This window comes from Rummeliibacillus sp. GQ308 (genome assembly GCF_059759115.1).
On the sequence record NZ_JCAXDQ010000001.1, the window covers coordinates 1504122 to 1521862 of the forward strand.

At 33.5% G+C, this 17741-nt stretch carries 17 protein-coding genes and 1 pseudogene; 9 read left to right on the forward strand and 9 right to left on the reverse strand.

Annotation, left to right across the window (positions count from 1 at the left end):
* Positions 1-83: 83 nt before the first annotated feature.
* Positions 84-1070 (reverse strand): ABC transporter substrate-binding protein, encoded by a 987-nt coding sequence (locus AC6CHJ_RS07450; protein ID WP_150284435.1) that lies wholly within the window; start codon positions 1068-1070, stop codon positions 84-86.
* Between the two features lie 173 nt (positions 1071-1243).
* On the opposite strand from AC6CHJ_RS07450, the gene AC6CHJ_RS07455 reads away from it, so the two are divergent.
* Genes AC6CHJ_RS07455 through AC6CHJ_RS07470 form a run of 4 tightly spaced genes read left to right on the forward strand, consistent with a single transcriptional unit; the run spans position 1244 to position 4896 of the window.
* On the forward strand, positions 1244-2248 hold the full coding sequence (locus AC6CHJ_RS07455; protein ID WP_150284436.1) for a FecCD family ABC transporter permease: 1005 nt from the start codon (positions 1244-1246) through the stop codon (positions 2246-2248).
* Positions 2245-3300 carry a FecCD family ABC transporter permease gene (locus tag AC6CHJ_RS07460; RefSeq protein WP_498287909.1) on the forward strand — a complete coding sequence of 352 codons (1056 nt, stop codon included), beginning with the start codon at positions 2245-2247 and terminating at the stop codon, positions 3298-3300. The genes AC6CHJ_RS07455 and AC6CHJ_RS07460 overlap by 4 nt, the downstream gene beginning before the upstream one ends.
* 17 nt (positions 3301-3317) lie before the next feature.
* A complete protein-coding gene (locus AC6CHJ_RS07465) occupies positions 3318-4151 on the forward strand; it encodes an ABC transporter ATP-binding protein (protein WP_392993899.1) in 834 nt (277 codons plus the stop codon).
* Positions 4132-4896 (forward strand): IucA/IucC family C-terminal-domain containing protein, encoded by a 765-nt coding sequence (locus AC6CHJ_RS07470; RefSeq protein ID WP_498287911.1) that lies wholly within the window; start codon positions 4132-4134, stop codon positions 4894-4896. Before AC6CHJ_RS07465 ends, AC6CHJ_RS07470 begins: the two co-directional genes overlap by 20 nt.
* A 441-nt stretch (positions 4897-5337) precedes the next feature.
* Here AC6CHJ_RS07470 and AC6CHJ_RS07475 read toward each other — a convergent pair whose 3' ends face one another.
* Positions 5338-6195, reverse strand: a complete 858-nt coding sequence (locus AC6CHJ_RS07475; RefSeq protein ID WP_147193432.1) for a manganese catalase family protein — start codon at positions 6193-6195, stop codon at positions 5338-5340.
* Between the two features lie 705 nt (positions 6196-6900).
* Here AC6CHJ_RS07475 and AC6CHJ_RS07480 point away from each other — a divergent pair.
* Complete coding sequence (locus AC6CHJ_RS07480; RefSeq protein ID WP_147193431.1) at positions 6901-7773, forward strand: YitT family protein; 873 nt, start codon at positions 6901-6903, stop codon at positions 7771-7773.
* Between the two features lie 927 nt (positions 7774-8700).
* Complete coding sequence (locus tag AC6CHJ_RS07485; RefSeq protein WP_498287913.1) at positions 8701-9411, forward strand: ankyrin repeat domain-containing protein; 711 nt, start codon at positions 8701-8703, stop codon at positions 9409-9411.
* A gap of 350 nt (positions 9412-9761) precedes the next feature.
* Here AC6CHJ_RS07485 and AC6CHJ_RS07490 read toward each other — a convergent pair whose 3' ends face one another.
* Together AC6CHJ_RS07490 and AC6CHJ_RS07495 are read right to left on the reverse strand one after the other, a co-directional pair.
* On the reverse strand, positions 9762-10022 hold the full coding sequence (locus AC6CHJ_RS07490; protein ID WP_498287915.1) for a hypothetical protein: 261 nt from the start codon (positions 10020-10022) through the stop codon (positions 9762-9764).
* A gap of 54 nt (positions 10023-10076) precedes the next feature.
* A complete protein-coding gene (locus AC6CHJ_RS07495) occupies positions 10077-10202 on the reverse strand; it encodes a hypothetical protein (RefSeq protein WP_498287916.1) in 126 nt (41 codons plus the stop codon).
* A 647-nt stretch (positions 10203-10849) separates the two neighbouring features.
* Between AC6CHJ_RS07495 and AC6CHJ_RS07500 the strand changes: the two genes are divergently transcribed.
* Positions 10850-12259 (forward strand): right-handed parallel beta-helix repeat-containing protein, encoded by a 1410-nt coding sequence (locus tag AC6CHJ_RS07500; protein WP_392993895.1) that lies wholly within the window; start codon positions 10850-10852, stop codon positions 12257-12259.
* Positions 12260-12502: 243 nt separating this feature from the next.
* On the opposite strand, the gene AC6CHJ_RS07505 is transcribed toward AC6CHJ_RS07500, so the two are convergent.
* Positions 12503-12715 (reverse strand): hypothetical protein, encoded by a 213-nt coding sequence (locus tag AC6CHJ_RS07505; protein WP_498287918.1) that lies wholly within the window; start codon positions 12713-12715, stop codon positions 12503-12505.
* A 479-nt stretch (positions 12716-13194) separates the two neighbouring features.
* Between AC6CHJ_RS07505 and AC6CHJ_RS07510 the strand changes: the two genes are divergently transcribed.
* On the forward strand, positions 13195-13488 hold the full coding sequence (locus AC6CHJ_RS07510; RefSeq protein ID WP_392993889.1) for a hypothetical protein: 294 nt from the start codon (positions 13195-13197) through the stop codon (positions 13486-13488).
* A gap of 681 nt (positions 13489-14169) precedes the next feature.
* Positions 14170-15114: pseudogene (locus tag AC6CHJ_RS07515) on the forward strand (beta-propeller fold lactonase family protein); the annotation flags it as partial.
* A gap of 162 nt (positions 15115-15276) precedes the next feature.
* On the opposite strand, the gene AC6CHJ_RS07520 reads toward AC6CHJ_RS07515, so the two are convergent.
* The 4 genes from AC6CHJ_RS07520 to AC6CHJ_RS07535 form a co-directional block, all read right to left on the reverse strand.
* The gene (locus AC6CHJ_RS07520) at positions 15277-16062 is read right to left on the reverse strand and encodes a hypothetical protein (protein WP_150284443.1); all 786 of its coding nucleotides are present in this window, start codon (positions 16060-16062) and stop codon (positions 15277-15279) included.
* A gap of 14 nt (positions 16063-16076) precedes the next feature.
* On the reverse strand, positions 16077-16349 hold the full coding sequence (locus AC6CHJ_RS07525) for a hypothetical protein (RefSeq protein WP_392993887.1): 273 nt from the start codon (positions 16347-16349) through the stop codon (positions 16077-16079).
* Positions 16342-16905 carry a hypothetical protein gene (locus AC6CHJ_RS07530; RefSeq protein ID WP_392993884.1) on the reverse strand — a complete coding sequence of 188 codons (564 nt, stop codon included), beginning with the start codon at positions 16903-16905 and terminating at the stop codon, positions 16342-16344. The genes AC6CHJ_RS07525 and AC6CHJ_RS07530 overlap by 8 nt, the downstream gene beginning before the upstream one ends.
* 125 nt (positions 16906-17030) lie before the next feature.
* Positions 17031-17666, reverse strand: a complete 636-nt coding sequence (locus AC6CHJ_RS07535) for a BMQ_0737 family morphogenetic spore coat protein (protein ID WP_150284446.1) — start codon at positions 17664-17666, stop codon at positions 17031-17033.
* Positions 17667-17741: the final 75 nt, after the last annotated feature.

The window sequence follows — 17741 nt, forward strand, 5'->3', positions numbered from 1 at the left end:
AGTCTAAATAATTTACTTTTACCCATAAAGAAACCCGGATAGAAAATACTCTATTTTCCATCCGGGTATTATTTTTAGTAGTGTTATTTTGAGAAAATCTTATCAATTTGATTTAGCATTAAATTCGCAGCAAGAACGCCACCTGCTGTATTCCAAATAGAATCATCTACTCTATATGCATGACCTTTTTTTACTGCTGATAGATTTTTCCATAGTGGATCATGTGTCCATTCTTTTTCAGTTGCTAATGCTGAATCATCACCAGTTGGAAGGTATGTAAAATAGAAAATTAGATCACCATCCATTTTAGGAATAGCTTCTTTACCTACTTCAATAGCAAGATTACCTAGCTTACTGTCAGCTTTAAACATTTTGTCTTGTTCAGGCACTCGTTTAAATCCAAGCTCATTAAAAATGACACCAGAAAATGAGTCAGTATAGTAAATTCGAGATTTATCGGCCAAAAAGCGAACAACTGATACTTGTTGATTTGTTTTATCTCCCAGTTTAGCTTTTAAAGCTTTTACTTTATCGTCGTATTTTTGTAAAACGTCTTTACCCTCAGATTCTTTATTTACGGCTTTGGCATAAAGTTCAAAGTTTTCTTTCCAATCACCGCGTAATGTTTCTGAGAAAACAGTTGGGGCAATTTTACTTAGTTTTTCATAATCCTTTTCTTGTCTCATTTTATTACCAATGATCAAATCGGGTCTTAATGAAGCAATTTTTTCAATATTAATTGCGCCCTCTTCGCCAACTACTTCCACATTATCCATTTTACCTTTAATATGATCATACCAAGGGTTTCCTGCCCATGATTTTACTGCTCCTACTGGTTTTACACCCATTGCTAGTAAAGCTTCTGTTCCTTCATTTGTCAATACAACAATACGTTTTGGCATACCTTTTACTTCTGTTGATCCCATTGCATGTTTAACTGAATATGATACTATTTTTTCTTTTGAAGCAGCATGGTCTTTATTTTTTTCTTTTGTATTTCCACAAGCAGCTAGTGTAAATACAGCAATGATTGCTAACAGTGCAATCATTTTACGAAATGTACTTGGCATCTCTTTTCTTCCTCCAATGTATATGATAAGATAATAACTGAATTCGATAATGATAATCATTATCACTTGCGTTGTAATAATCATATGGCACGATATTTTCGATGTCAATAACTATTTAGGAAATTATTTCATACGCTTTGAATATTAAATTTAGGAAAGAGATTTAACTACATATGATATTTAAGAATACTATTTCGAAGACAATAGCTTTATTGATTAGCGTTATCATCCTGATACTATGTATAGGAATTAGCATTGTATATGGTTACGCAGATACCTCTATTGAAACTGCATTACATGCTTTTACGCAATTTGACCACTCAAATGAGCATATTATTATTAGAAATTTACGCATTCCTAGAGCATTAATCGCTGCAAGCGTTGGAGCTTCTTTAGCTATAACAGGCGTTCTTATGCAAACGCTAACAAAAAATCCGCTAGCCTCGCCTGGTATTTTAGGTATCAATGCAGGTGCGGGATTTGCAGTCGTTTTCTCTATGGTTTTCTTTAAAATTTCTGGTTTACAGTCATTTGCTTGGATGGCCTTTTTAGGAGCTACTATAGCTGCAATTGCAGTATTAGGAATTAGTTCTTCCGGAAGGGACGCAATAACTCCTATTAAAATCACTTTAGCTGGAGCCGCTATAAGTGCACTATTTTCATCTTTCACTCAAGGTTTACTAGCAACCAACGAAGCAGAACTTGACCAGGTATTATTTTGGCTTGCCGGTTCTGTGCAAGGAAGAAAACTAGAGATATTAACCTCTGTTTTTCCTTACCTGGCTTTGGGTTGGATTGCTGCTTTATTCATTTCTCCTAAAATGAATGTACTAGCATTAGGTGACGATATAGCAAAAGGATTGGGCTTGAATTTAGGTTTTATCAAAGTAATTGTTGGTATAATCGTTATCTTACTTGCTGGAGGCTCTGTTGCAGTTGCTGGTCCAATCGGTTTTATCGGAATTGTTATTCCACATATTGCTAGAAAATGTGTTGGTAATGACCATAAGTGGCTAATACCTATGGCAGCTTTATTCGGGAGTATTTTGTTATTAATATCAGATGTGGCTGCCCGTTATATAATCATGCCTCAAGAGGTACCTGTCGGAGTTATGACAGCATTCATTGGAACACCATTCTTTATTTACATTGCAAGAAAGGGGTTCAAAAAAGCATGAATCACTTCAAAACAATTAGACTCCTTAAAGATCGACTATCTTTTTTGCTTGATATAAAAGCATATAAGAAAATCATACTTTTAGTATTTCTAACGATAGCGATATTCATTTTTAGTGCTTCAGTTGGGGATTCCTATATTAATCCTTTGAACGTGTTACAAATCTTATTTGGTGGAGGTAATGATTTTGATCAATTAGTCGTGATAGATTTTAGATTACCTCGAATTTTTATTGCTGTTTTTGCAGGAATGGCTTTAGCAGTAGCTGGTGCGATATTACAAGGAATGATAAAAAATCCACTGGCGTCTCCAGATATTATTGGGATTTCGGCTGGCGGTGGAGCAGCTGTTGTTGCCTTTTTAGCTATTTTCAGTGATTCGAACCATTCATTAACGGTAAGTATTCAATGGCTTCCTGTTGCAGGATTTATCGGTGCTACTAGTATTGGCTTTTTAGTATATATTTTCGCTTGGAAAGATGGTATTACACCAATTCGACTAGTTTTAATCGGTATTGGAGTATCTGCATTTATGCAGGCGATGACGACGATGCTAATGTTACTTGGACCAATCTATAAAGCAACTGAAGCGAATATGTGGATTACAGGGAGCGTTAGTGGAGCTAATTGGGATCAAGTAAAAATGCTTATTCCATGGACAATTCTTTTGTTGCTTATTACTTTCTTTATATCGAGACATTTAAATGTTCAAGAATTTGGAGATGACACTGCATCTAGCCTTGGACACTCCGTTCAAAAAATGCGTTTCTTACTTTTATTTTTGAGTACTGCCTTAGTTGCAGGGGCCATTGCTTTTGCTGGAGCTATAGGCTTTGTTGGATTAATGGCACCTCATATAGCACGTCGACTAGTAGGTTCATCTTTTGGTGTTTTAATCCCTACTGCCGCTTCAATTGGTGCACTTCTAGTAATGATTGCAGATGTTATAGGTCGTACTGCCTTCAGTCCACTTGAAGTACCAGCAGGCGTTTTCACTGCCGCTATTGGTGCGCCTTACTTTATTTATTTATTATTTAGAAACCCCAAAAAGTAAAGGAGTCCGAAGAAAATATGACAGAAACAATTGAAGCAAAATCTCTAACGCTTAGCTACGGAAATTCTATCATTATAAAAAACCTCGACCTATCTATTCCAGTAGGCGAAGTGACAATTTTAATTGGTTCTAATGGTTGTGGTAAATCGACACTTCTACGTTCCATCGCTAGACTATTAAAACCTAGTGAAGGCTCCATATTATTAGATGGGAAAAACGTCTTCAAACTTACAAATAAACAAGTTGCTAAAGAACTTTCTATTTTACCACAGTCACCGGTTGCACCAGAAGGGCTAACCGTTTTACAGCTTGTTAAACAGGGGAGATACCCTCATCAAAGTTGGCATAGTCAATGGTCACAAGAAGATGAAGAAATCGTTATGAATGCTTTAAAATCTACGGGTGTTGAACACTTGAAGGATAAACCTATCGAAGAATTATCTGGCGGTCAAAGGCAACGGGCTTGGATTGCTATGACACTAGCTCAAAATACGGATATTATTTTATTAGACGAGCCAACTACTTACTTAGATTTAACTCATCAAATAGAAATATTAGATTTATTATATAAACTAAATAAACAACAAAAGCGAACAATTATCATGGTGTTACATGATATTAATATAGCCTGCAGATATGCTGACTATATTATTACTGTTCGTAATCAAACTGTATATAAAAAAGGGAAACCTGAAGATATTATAACAAAGTCACTCGTGAAAAATGTCTTTGATTTAGAGAGTGAAATCATCAATGATCCGATTTTTGGTACACCCATGTGTATCCCATACGGAAAAGGACGAAGCATCTTAAAAGGGGAAGCGGTATTAAATGGAGTCGCATCTTACTGAGCAGGAGAAACAACAATTACGAGAATTTCGATTTACTTCAACAAAGAGCCGATCAGAGCTTTCGATTGAGTTAGCGCAATTAATGGACAGGGATATGCTCTCTATTTATTTGGAGAAACTATCGAATTTGATTGTAGCACCAAATCTCCAAACAACAGCATCTATTTTTATGAAGAGATACGCATTTTTAGCTGTTATCTTTCTTTATTCAATGACTGTTTATAATAAAAAGCTTGATATTTCATTTCAAAATATTTCTTTAGAGAGTATCGAAAATCAGGAACAATGGCTTCCCAAGATTTATTTTAACCACACAACAACTTTTGCTTCAACTGAAGATAGAGATGAATGGAGAAAAGAATGCATCAAGGAACTCTTTGCAGAACATTTATTTCTTATAGTGAACCATCTAAAAAAAGAAACTAAAGTCTCTAAAGATATTCTCTGGGAGAATATTGTGATTTATATTTATTGGCTTTATGAGACACTTTCGACTCATGACAACTTAGAAATCAGAATTCGTGCTAAGGAAGATATCCATTACCTTATTCATGAAGTACCTGAAAATGTTTTAGGTATTTCTAACTCAAATGTTTTTGAAAAGTATGGTTACGTTTTTGTTAATGACAATGCCAACATCAGACAAAGAAAAACATGTTGTTTATCTTATAGGTTAAAGAACGGAAGCAGGAGCTGTAACACATGTCCACTTAGTGGTATTAAGGGTAGAGTAGATAAAAAATAAAGCGACTCTCCACTAAATAGGAGAAGGCTTTATTTTTTAATGCAATTTTTTGATTACTGATTGAAATTAGGGCATAGCTATATTTGTTTTTGTTTATAGTCTAATTATACCGATATAAGGATGATCGAGATAACGATGGGATGGTAGGGGAATAGTCATCTAGAAATTGATGGTTCATTAAATACATTTTCATGTTCCATGGCGCAGCATATTAACAAGATATTTTTATTAAAGCTATTGAGCTTAAGCAACACTCAAAGGGAATCTTTTTCATTCTCTCTTCAACTAACAATTGAAGAATCCTCTTAAGGTATTTTTCAACAAATTACCATTATGGAACCACTCTTAATGTAATTTTGATTGTTATTTGTCATTAAAAGTCAACTTCTCAATAATAAAAAGCTGTAACGTTGTCACACGCTACAGCAGAAAATAGGTGAATTAATTATTCATATCATTGAGACCTGGGCTATGCTCATTTGGCATTTCTGGCAAAACCGGCACAGGGAATCCTTCTGGTGGAGGAGTTACATTTAATTCTCCGCCATTTCTACTTGGAGATTGCCCTTGAAAGATTTCACCGATACGTGTCGGGTCTAATCTGAAATTAAATTGAGCATTATGATAGCCCATTTCAACATACTTTCTACATTCAGGATATTTGTTGATATCATAGTTCGGAACAGGGAATAGTTTACCCCAATCTACACCTAAAGTTTCTAATGCTTTGGCAAATGCATTTTGGTGAGCATTGTCACGAACTATTAGGAATGCAAGTGTTTCTCTAAAAGTCTGATTAGAACTCATTTCATAAATACGTGTCTTTTGAAGGACACCAGTTGATTCAAGAACTAAATTGTCCAATAAATCTGCAATAAGGTTTCCATGTGCATACACCCATGAGCCATTCCACGGATTACCTGAAGCATCGACAGGTAAAGATGATTGAGCTGCCATAATATAATGGTGTGGATTTGCATGTCTAACAGCATCATCTAATGGTGCTTGATCCAAACCATTGTTGCCCGGTGCAGAAGATTCCCCAGAATCATTAAGTAATTGATTAATTGTATTCTGAACAAGTTCTACGTGAGCTATTTCTTCTAAGAAAACGCCACGAAGTAAATCACGATATTGTGTTTCCTTGCCTCTAAAATTAGAGCTTTGGAAAAAGTATTGCATCATGGTTCTCATTTCACCATAATGACCACCTAATATTTCTTGCATGACCCGTGCTGCTTGTGGATCTGGTTTGCCAGGTTTAATAATATTAATTAATTCATTTTTGTAATAATACATTTACATCCCTCGATTCGGATTAATAGGTTTTAAAATAATCTACATGTAATTTCTTCAATTATTTTTTTACATCTTCGTCATATACACTATTAGAAAAAGTTTGAAAGCCAGAAATCATGCCGTAGCTTGTAGTTAAACCGGTCCAAACACTAAATACTTCATCTTAATGCATTTTTGGATTTCCGCTAAGTAAACCCTTACTTTCTACACGTCCTTTTCTTGTTTTTCGCCATTTTTTAAACAAGGATAGTATAGGTGGATTTTTAAAAATAATTCATAGAATAAATCAAGGATATTTACAAATTAACTCATTCGATTAGCAAGAATTTGAGTATAAATATACTAAAACTAAACGGTACCTGTTTCTGTATAGGAAACTGCATGTAGAACTGCTCCAGAGCCAAAACGCGAGTGTATGCAATCCATAGTATCTCCTAACAATCTTCGTTTAAATTTGTTTGTCTCGCATAAGTCTAGTTGCAAGGATCATTCAAATTCAAACTTTAAAACGGATTGAAACTGATATGACGTTCTGGTAAATCATATAAGAAGATATTCACTAAACAGCTACTTAAAATCCTTTGAAGGAATTTTATTAGAAGGGAAACAATATTGCTTAAGATCCCTACTTTGAGTTTGAGGAATGGCTACAATGCAGAGAATAAAATGTGTTATACTTTAAAAAAGACTAGAAGTGAGGAATTTATGGAGAAAAGCAAAAAACAAAAGACCAATAAACTAAAAATAATTATTCGAGGATTATTAGTCATTTTAGGGGGATTTATAGCTGCCTATGGACTAGAAACAGTATTAATTCCAAATCATGTATCCGATGGAGGGGTGACTGGGCTAAGCATTGTGGGTTCTGAACTTTTTGGACTACCATTGGGAGCTCTCATTGCCATCATAAATATCCCTTTTATTTGGTTGGGTTATAAACAAATCGGAAAAACTTTTGCCCTATTTTCAATTATCGGCATTGTTTCATTATCGTTTGGCACCATCTTATTTCACCATACGCCGGCAATTATTCAAGGGGATACTTTGTTGATTACGGTTGTTGGTGGTATTATTCTTGGTTTTGGGATGGGACTAGCCTTACGTAATGGCGGTGCATTAGATGGAATTGACATGCTTGCCGTACTTCTATCGCGAAAATTACCATTTGGGACAAGTGATTTCATTCTCTTCTTAAACGTGTTTGTATTTATAGTTGTTTCAACCGTATTTGGTTTACAAGGAGCAATTCTTTCGGCAATTGCATACTTTATAGCTTCTAAAGTGGTTCACATTGTGGAGGAAGGTTTGAGTGGTTCTAAAACCTTTAAAATTATCACAAGTCAACCTGAATTAATGGTAGAAACTATACGCGACCGCTTAGGTAGAAGTGCAACGTTTAACGAGGTTTATGGCGGGTTTTCCCACGAAAAGTTTAAAGAAATCAGCTGTGTCATTAATCGCTTAGAAGAAACCAAACTAAAGGAAATTATAAATGAAATTGACCCAAAATCTTTTGTTACTGTTTATGAGGTATCAGAAGTAAAGGGCGGTAATTTTAGAAAGAATGATATTCATTAGATAAAAGTTTTGTCAATATAACACTTATACTGTAAAAAGCAGCATCTTAGAATAAGAACGAACTTCCATAATTATCGCGATAACATTACTTCACAAAGAAGATAACATTATTTTAAACTAGAAAAAAGACAAAATTCACTTTCAAATTCAAGTGAATTTTGTCTTTTTATATAATCATTTTCTTGATATGCCTTATGCAATGTTTCTCCTTTTAAACAGCCACACGAAGAACTTGCTGTACCATTACAAAGTAGTAATCTGCTTCGAGTCACAAGATTACCACAATCACACCTACACATAAGGCTTTTATCTTCATATTCAGCCAAGATTGTAAGATGGCCAAATATTTGTTGTAATTCTGAAGAGGCACCGAAATAGAAGATTATACAGCGATGATAAAGTATAGAAATGGATTGAGATTATTAGGTATAACGGAGGCAGAAGATATGACTTATGAGTTCTTTAAACAGCTCCAGAGATCTTTCTTCTACAATTGCTCTAAAATATGGTGTTTGGATAATATCCCTTAAAGGAAAGTTCCACTTTCTATATGAAAAATATAAGTAAAATTAATTTTTTTAATATTTTTCATATACTACCTATTAAGATATCATTATTTTAAATCAAACTTATCGCAACTTATAAAACCCTTAAAGAGAAAAAGGTTGGTATGCTGGCTAGCTATTGTGGTCAAGGGATTATTTCAATTATCGATAGCATAAGTATCCATTTTAATGCAACGAACATTCTTTGTGGTAGGCATTAGCTAACTTATACAAGGATGCCTTGTTCTTTGGAAAGAAAAGAATAAATGAATTATATATTTAACGTACGCGTTTTCCGAGATAAGTCGCTAGATATAAAAAATTTTCGCCATCATGTAAAAAGGGCAGGGTAACAATAAAATTAGAATTGAGAGGAATTTTTATGTGGAAGTGGATGATAGCGTTTATAGGTTGTATTCTCTTGCTTCAAGGTTGTATTTCAAATATTAGTGGCGAACCAAAAAAACAAGAAAAGGAGATGAGAATCGTGCACAAAGGATTAAATGAGCAGTTGCTTCAAGCAGCGGAACATAGAGAGGTAGATACAGTAAGCAAACTCAACAAGAAAGGGGCGAATATCAATGCACAAGACTCAAAAGATAGGACTGCTACTATGATTTCGACCTATAACAATGATGTAGAAACCGCAAAAGTTCTCATCAAAGCTGGAGCAGATGTGAATATTAGGGATGATATGAAAAACAACCCTTTCCTGTATGCTGGTGCAGAAGGATATATAGATATTTTAAAACTTACAATTGAAGCAGGGGCCGATCCGACTATTACAAATCGGTATGGAGGAACTGCTTTAATCCCTGCTTCAGAACATGGATATATAGATGTAATAAAAGAAATACTCACCCATACGGATATTGATGTAAATCATGTCAATAATCTTGGATGGACGGCTTTATTAGAAGCGATTATTTTGAATGAAGGGGACGAAAAGCGGCAACAAACGGTTCAATTGCTGATAGAACATGGAGCAGATGTGAACATTCCAGACACCAAAAAGGTGACACCTTTACAACATGCACGTAAAAAAGGCTTTTTAGAGATTGAAAAAATTTTATTAAAAGCAGGGGCAAAATAACTAGATCCTATATTGTATTAAATCCCATTTGGTACAAGAGAAACATACTGCTACTATAAATAATAGACAATAATGTAATTCCCGCTTTATCTCCTTTAGATATCCCTCCCACTGGCAAAGCTTTTATTGGAGGCACAATAAAGAATAATGAAATTGATATTAATCGTTGATTACTCATTCAACCAACAGAAGTTTTATTCCACATTTAACTGTCAAGTTAATCCCTTTATCCAATGGTTCAATTATTGATTAAGTTGTGGATTGACTAAATAAAATTTTTCCCCTAATCATAGAAAAGGTAAAAACATCCTCATGATGCCTTTACCTTTTCTTCTTTTACTTAAATATTATTATTCTTGTGATAAATAACTCAAGTTTTTTAAATCTAAATTTGAAATATCGTAAGAAGAGTTAACAATTTTAAGCATTTTTTCATAATCTTCTACTTCTAAATCAACTGGAGAAACGTAGAAGAATTGCTCATCTACATATGATTCTAGTATGTAGGCACAATAATCTTTTTCATCAACTAAATCCATCGCAAATGCTTCGAATATTGATTTATCATCTTTTGATAATTCTTCATCACCTAAAATATAAATCTTAATCAAATTCTTGTACTCTTCTAATTCATCTTCATCCATAATTTTAAAAGGTAGAAGTTGTTATTCAGCTGAATTTAACGTTCTTTTCGTATCTTCAATGATTAAATATCCCATCGAAGTACCCTCTTTAAAAAGCATAAAAATTTCTAAATCCTTCAATCGTAATCTTCTTTTATAACGAATCAATTCAAGGCCTCCTTATCTTAAAGAATTGGGATCTTAACCAAAATAGACTAAGTCGAGTATTTGTGGAGCAGCAAGAAAAATGGATGAAAATGAGCATTCTTTTGTTAACTATTTTAAAGAAAATCTATTCAAGTCAGAGAATATAGTTGATATCTAATATTTGTCAATAAGTATACTTAAACAATTGGAGGCGTTAGTTCATTGGCGTTTTAGTTGAACATACAAAAACTTTATTTTATAGTAATGAGTTCATTTGTTATATAAAAAAGATAGATGAATGCAGGAGTTTCAGTGATAAAGTAAACAAATCGATATAAATGGGGATGGACAAGTGACAATTAAAGAAGCAATAGCAGCAGGTTATAGTATACCCATATATGGATGACCGAGATAATGATGGTATGGTAGGGGAATAAGCACCTAGAAATTGGAGGCTAATTAAATTGCCGAGCATATATGCTAATCCTGTAATAAAGTTATTAACATTTCTTTTTATTTTTTATGGCCGTATCTATGCGGAGCTGAGGATAGGCAATGAATAAAGGAAGCCTTAGCCATCCCGTTCCACTCTTTAAGTTTTTTTGCTATATTTAATATATCTTAAATTAGTATGAAAGTTAGAAATATATTAAATAAGGAATGATTTAATGAAAAAAATTTATTTTATTCTCTTGGCTGCAGTTTCTATGGCTGTTGTTTTTGTTATAACCAATAAAGAAGAGAAGCAGGCCAAGGCTAATACTAAGGCTATATACGTTGCGACAAATGGAAGTGATCAAAATATTGGTACAAAATCAAAGCCATTTCGCACACTCAAAAAAGCTGCATCAGAAGCAAATGCAGGTACTACTATTCTTATACGTAAAGGAATTTATCATGAAAAACTTATCGTAAAACATAGTGGTACTAATACAAAGCCAATTTTATTTAAGGCCTACAATAAGGAGAAGGTTATTTTAAGTGGAAAGAACATGAAAGATGGTGAAGAGGATACCGCTTTAGTGACGATTAATAACAAAAATTATGTTACCATCAGTGGGCTAACTATCCAGGATCTATCTACTGATTTAGAAGACAAAACAGTAATGGGGATTTATGTAACGGGGACTAGTAGCCATATTAAATTAACAAATAATACAGTCCAACGCATTGAAACTCATACAGATGATGGGAATGCCCATGGGATTGCTATATATGGAACAGGCAAAATAAAAGATATAAATATTTTTAATAATACGTTGCAGGATTTGAAACTGGGATTAAGTGAATCTCTTGTTCTAAACGGAAATATTTATGATTTTAAAGTGGAGAATAATATAGTTCGGCGGAGTAATAATATCGGGATTGATCTGATTGGTTATGAAGGAACTTCCAATGACGAAAAAGTGGACTATGTGCGAAATGGAATAGTAAAGAACAATATAATTTATGAAATATCCTCTTACGGCAATCCAGCATATGGAGAGGATTATTCTGCTGGTGGTATTTATGTAGATGGTGGAAAGAATATAACCATTGAACAGAATACTATTTATAAAAGTGATATTGGAATTGAAGCAACCTCTGAGCATGCTAAAAAATACGCTAGTCATATTAATATAATAAACAATACTATATATGAAAATTTTTACACTGGGATATCAATTGGTGGCTATGATAAACATCGGGGAGGTACAACCAATTCTACTATCTCTCAAAATATTCTTTATCGGAATGATACAAAGGGGTTAAATGGAGGACAGCTATTATTACAATATGATACAAAAAACAATGTAATTGAGAAGAATATTTTATCTGCTGGCCCTTCACGGATTTTCATCTCTAACTATTTTACAACCAATCAAAAAAATAAACTAGATAAGAATATTTATCATAAAGAAAAAGGAAAAATCGGTATTTGGATATGGAAAGAGAGAGAACATAAATCTTTTCCCGAATTTCTAAAAGCTTCAAAAAGTGATAAGAAATCAAGTTATATAGATCCAAAATATCAAAATGCAAACAAATATGACTTTAGACTAAAAAAAGATTCTCCTGCCAAAAAAATTATATTCTAACTTAGTATTAGATATTTCCGTATACATGTTTGCTAATTATCTGATCAATTATATGTATAGATGCACTTGAATTTATTTAAAAAACCTATGGGGGCTAACACCACTTGGATGATGAAGGTGAGTCAGCGTTTAGTTAGTTCGTAATAACACCATACTTTGTTGTTGTGGTAAATGAGCTCATTTGATGTACAAATAGGATAGATGAATACAGACCTTTCAGCTGTTCATCTATCCTCAATTCCATTACTTATCTCTTTCATAACGTCTTTGAGCAAGGGAAGAGTCGAGTAAATTACCATAATCATTTTTAATGAATTTTAGGAACTCGAAAATTTCTTCTTTATTTAAGATGATTGAGCTGATATTTCTTGCTCGTCTATTAGCTGTTTCAGGCTTCTTATGGATAACTATTTTATTCATAGCATTCCTATAGAAGTAACAATCTTCGTTTTCCATTTCTGATTCCTTCGTTAAGTAATTAAACAAGGATATTAAAGCATGGATAGATAACTCTACAATTGCAGGTCCACGATGCTCAACTTGATCTCCTTCAGCTATATTTTCCTCTCAAATAATCCAAGTAAAATTAAATTGTTTCTATAGTCAATTGAAGTTGCATATGCAGCCACAATCCCTTCAGACAGCAACCAATTAAAAAAGTGTCTATATCTATATAGGTATTGCAAAAGCGTGTTAGTGGACAAACCAGAGCGTTTTTTCGATAATATGCATTCCTTAACGTAAAAGGGCATAGGCTCGAAGCGTATATTCCAACTCTTATCTTTTAACTTACAGTTCAGATGAAAAGTGAAATCAAGTGTTACAAAATAATTAAAACAATTTTAAGTTTTATTTAAATTTTTTTGATTTATAAATGAATGGAATGCATATACATAGGAAATAGTGGGAATAGAAAAGATATAGGAGGTTGATCAGTGGTTTTGGTATATCTTGGAGCAATTTTTATTCTAGCACTTATTCCTTTTTTATTGCTTGACATTAAATTCAAGTTGGAAATGAATCAATATACAAAAGCTATCCAAAGATTAGAAATGCCAGATGAAGAGATTTCAAAGCGCCATGAAAAGCATCAAAAATGGCTGCAACATATCCAATCGTTCAAATGGTATAAATTTGGAGTAAAGATTAAAGAAAAAATTTGGAAGACAGCCAACTCAATGATTCATTCTAAAAAAGAACATGTTAAAGCACGTCATAAAAATCCATAAACAAAAAGCCTGGCTGAAATGCTGGGTTTTTTTGTTATAAAAAATCTCAAATATCTCACTATTATAAGTATACTTTATTATGAAATATAACTTCCTATAATTTATATTATGTAAACTAAAAATTTAAAAAAGAGAAATACGTGATTCCCTGCAATCTATATTGGGAATCCGATTTCTTTTTATTTTATAAAATTTTATAAATGAATTTTTTATGCTTATTTACATCAGATATATAATTTTGATTCATAACTACTTTTAATTAAGATGAAAATTCTTATACGTAAACGTTACATTTCTTATGTAAGGCATAACTTGCGCATTAAGTATTTATTTTTCACGACATATTATACCTAGATAACCTATTTTCAATTTAACTTCATTAACGATCTCTCGTTTATATTTATCATAACTATTCTTTACGTCAATTAGGTATAGATGCTTAAAAATAATTGCTAATGCCTATTTGAACAGATAAATTATACATAAAATGAAAATGACCTGTTTTGTCTTCTATAATGCAACCACTTCAGCTGTAATTATGTTAAGTCCTCTCAAAACTAAATTATAGAAAGGAGACATAAACATATGCATAGAGAAAATTTTGAAAGGTTTAAGTTTAAATCTAATCCAAATTGTCATTGCCATTGTTGTGGTTTTTGTTGTCCTTGTATATGTGAGAATCCCTTTATACCTGAGCCACCAACACCAGTGTGCCATTTTCTAGTGTATGTGACAGACGCGGGTCAGCTAGAAACACCTGATAATATGGTATCTGTTATTGATACATCGACAAATACCATAGTTGCTACTATACCTGTCGGAACAGCACCTCTAGAAGTAGCTATTACACCAAACGGGGCATTTGGCTATGTCCCTGCCCTCTTCTCGAATAATGTAACGGTATTTAATACAGCCACAAACACTGTAGTTTCTACTATACCTGTAGGTCCTGAACCTCTTGGAGTGGCAATTTCCCCTAATGGATTGCTTGCTTATGTATCGAATCACGGAACCAACACTGTATCTGTTATTGATACTACCACAAATACCGTAATCGCAACTATTACAGTGGGGTTGCAACCTCAAGGTATAGCTTTTACTCCTGATAGCGCTTATGCATACGTTGCGAATGAAAACTCCAACTCGGTATCAGTTATTAACACAGCGACAAATACTGTGGTTGCTACAATTCCTGTCGGCACTCGCCCAAGATCAATTGTTTTTACACCAAACGGTCAATTAGCTTACGTTACAAATGAGAGCAGTAATACTGTATCAGTTATTAACTCAGTGACAAATACTGTTGTTGCGACCATTCCTGTTGGAACTGGTCCAGTCGGAACAGCAATAACGCCTGACGGTTCACTTGTTTATATCGTGAATAAAGGCAGTAATACAGTATCTGTCATAAGCACCTCAACAAACATAGTAATTGATACAATCTCGGTAGGTGCATCCCCTGACCAAGTAACCATCTTGCCGGATGGAACATTAGCTTATGTTACAAATCAGCTTGACAATACTGTCTCTGTTATAGATATCGCGACAAATACAGTAATTGATACAATACCTGGATTTAATGGGCCTACGGGTATAGATACTGGAACTATTTGTCTAACTTCATAACTAAATGCTCTCCTATACCCTAAAAAAAGGCAGCTTTCCTAGGGTTGGTATAATGGTAAAGACCCAAAACCGAAACCACATGGAATAGATGCCTAAATTGTACCCTAACAGATAGACAATATGAGCGTCTATTTTAGGGTACTTTTAGTATACATAATAATTTTATACATTTTTTTCTTTATTTATTTCTATGCTTAACATATTCAATTTTTCATCCAAGTCATCAAGAAGGCGTAGTTTTTGATCCAACTGCTTTTCAAATGAAATTGATTCAGCCAATACCTTTTTTACCTGGAAGTCCATTTGTGAAAGAGAGTCCGGTTGGATCATAGATTTATTTTTTTTCTCCTCTGCTAACTCCTCCGTTAAATTTTCTATCTCATAGCTTTTTTTCTCTATTTCTTTTAATAAATATTTATTATGTTTCTCTGAATTGGCTTGATCCATAGAAAATCTTTCAAAAGCCTCATTTATTGTAGTCATTTGTAAGTTCATTTCTCTAGTAAAAGAGTTCCACTTATTTTCAAAGTAATCTGCTGTTATTTTATAATTAGCATCAGATTTAATGGTAAAGAATTGATTTATTGTTAATTTTAATGTCTCTTTTATTAGTTTATTTTCTGCACGAAGTTTATCTACTTGTTTTAATAAACGTTCGATTGAAGAAATTTGTTTTCTCTTTTGAGTGTCCATTGCTTGAATATTTTCATGATAGGATTTTAATTTTCTTTCATTTTCTCTTTTTAGCTTTAAAATTTCTAGAGAAAGTTCCTTTTTTTGTTTTACTAATTGCATATTTTCTCTTTCTAATCTTAGTACTAATGAGTTATAATCACTATTCCTGAGTCTATTAGCTTCATTTTTATATTTCGCTAATTCGGCTTTTAAAAAGATTATCATTTGCTGCAATTGAATAGGATCTTTATTTTTCACTGCCTCATTATCCATTCTTGCATCTCCATTCACGATAACTTTTCAAGTAACCTAATCACTTCTTCAAACTGCTCCTTACTATCCCCTATAGCTTTATCCAGTTGCTTAATAATCTTGCTATCTATTTTTTTATGATTAATACTTAGAGGTTTTTTCTTCTCATCTGATATTAAATAGGCAATCAATAGATTCAATGTGCTTTTTTCAAGATAAGCAAAGCTATTATTATTCTCCTGAGAAATATTAGTAAGGTGTTCCCTCATAAGATCATTGACGTAATTCATTTTTTCAAACTCACTCATAAATATCCTCCTGTGCTGGACTAATTCCATTGAGATTAATAGGATTTAATACCGTTATACCTTCTTTAAACTGATCACAATATGTAACACCCACAATACTTCCTGAATAGGATAAATTATGTGCCCATTTTATCTGAAAGTTTGAGAATGACAGTGTTTCATTAGGCTCAATCGCTGTTTTCCCTACAGGTTTAAGCCAAAATTCATCTTTACTTGATTGATCATTGAATCGCTCCCAGCTACCGGTCGCTTTTAATTCTGTGGCGAAATGTTCATTAACATACCTTCCTGAGAAAGAGAATGGAGAATTTTCAGGGAGCTTAATTAGTATAGAGGGGTTAGTTATAGGCTGATTACCTAAATTGCGAATATGATAAGTTCCCAAGCATATACTCTCATCATCGAGAATATAAGAAATATTGAATGAGGCTGTAAAATAACTAATGACGCTTACTTGATCAGAAACCATAATCTTTTCTACCTTTTGTTTGATTTCCTGAATATAAAAATCTGTTTGTTTTTTCAACTCATTAATCTTCTCTTCGACATGATTCATTTATGAGTACCCCCTTGCAAAAATTGATTGCTCATTTAAAACAAAAAAAAGAGAGGATTATCCTCTCTTTACAATATGATTTACTTCTATTGGTTAGCACTATTATTCTCTCTCTATTAGCACTTTTAAACTTCTGGGAAAATAAGTGGGCACTGCGCCGGACGAACCGGTCCAGGACATGCAAATGGCAAATCTGCTCTTGGTTCGCAGAAAGTTGCTAAGAACTCAACTGTAACCGGGAAAGTAGATTGAATACTTTGGCAAACAGATACAGTAATCGTTAATGCAGAGAACGTAATTGTACCTGCTGCAGCTGTTAGAGTTCCAGTAGTACATACGAAACAGTCTAGATCAGTGAATAAAATCTCTACATCTGTTCCATTCGGTGCGCATAGTGTAACTTGTTCGCAACGTGAAACTGGAATTGTGTTACTTGTGAATCTCGTGCCATTCGGTAATGTAACAACAATTGTCAAAACAAAGTTCTTTTGAATGTTTAATTGTTGAAGACATACCGTTGAACCGTCGATAGAGAATTCACGATTTTCACGGCTCAAAATAACAATTGGATTAGTTGCGGCTGGAACTACATTACATCTAACAATTGCACCTGTTAGATCAGTTGTTGGTGTTACGCCTGGGAAGGTAATTGTACCCGTAGGAGAAATATCAAATGACATTTCTTTTACGATCCAGTCATAAACCTTATCAACGTTAATACAAATTTGCTCCTGCAACTGGTTTGGAATCACATGCTTCATTTTGTCACCTCCGTAGATTTATTTGTCTTTCGTTTGTAGCATATGTTTTCAAGCTTTAAGTGCATAGGCAAAAAA

Bases quoted from the DNA above. Each gene is read 5' to 3' on its own strand.
- AC6CHJ_RS07450 (WP_150284435.1), bottom strand. From the start codon at position 1,070: ATGCCAAGTACATTTCGTAAAATGATTGCACTGTTAGCAATCATTGCT.
- AC6CHJ_RS07455 (WP_150284436.1), top strand. From the start codon at position 1,244: ATGATATTTAAGAATACTATTTCGAAGACAATAGCTTTATTGATTAGC.
- AC6CHJ_RS07460 (WP_498287909.1), top strand. From the start codon at position 2,245: ATGAATCACTTCAAAACAATTAGACTCCTTAAAGATCGACTATCTTTT.
- AC6CHJ_RS07465 (WP_392993899.1), top strand. From the start codon at position 3,318: ATGACAGAAACAATTGAAGCAAAATCTCTAACGCTTAGCTACGGAAAT.
- AC6CHJ_RS07470 (WP_498287911.1), top strand. From the start codon at position 4,132: ATGGAGTCGCATCTTACTGAGCAGGAGAAACAACAATTACGAGAATTT.
- AC6CHJ_RS07475 (WP_147193432.1), bottom strand. From the start codon at position 6,195: ATGTATTATTACAAAAATGAATTAATTAATATTATTAAACCTGGCAAA.
- AC6CHJ_RS07480 (WP_147193431.1), top strand. From the start codon at position 6,901: ATGGAGAAAAGCAAAAAACAAAAGACCAATAAACTAAAAATAATTATT.
- AC6CHJ_RS07485 (WP_498287913.1), top strand. From the start codon at position 8,701: ATGTGGAAGTGGATGATAGCGTTTATAGGTTGTATTCTCTTGCTTCAA.
- AC6CHJ_RS07500 (WP_392993895.1), top strand. From the start codon at position 10,850: ATGAAAAAAATTTATTTTATTCTCTTGGCTGCAGTTTCTATGGCTGTT.
- AC6CHJ_RS07505 (WP_498287918.1), bottom strand. From the start codon at position 12,715: ATGGAAAACGAAGATTGTTACTTCTATAGGAATGCTATGAATAAAATA.
- AC6CHJ_RS07520 (WP_150284443.1), bottom strand. From the start codon at position 16,062: ATGGATAATGAGGCAGTGAAAAATAAAGATCCTATTCAATTGCAGCAA.
- AC6CHJ_RS07525 (WP_392993887.1), bottom strand. From the start codon at position 16,349: ATGAGTGAGTTTGAAAAAATGAATTACGTCAATGATCTTATGAGGGAA.
- AC6CHJ_RS07530 (WP_392993884.1), bottom strand. From the start codon at position 16,905: ATGAATCATGTCGAAGAGAAGATTAATGAGTTGAAAAAACAAACAGAT.
- AC6CHJ_RS07535 (WP_150284446.1), bottom strand. From the start codon at position 17,666: ATGAAGCATGTGATTCCAAACCAGTTGCAGGAGCAAATTTGTATTAAC.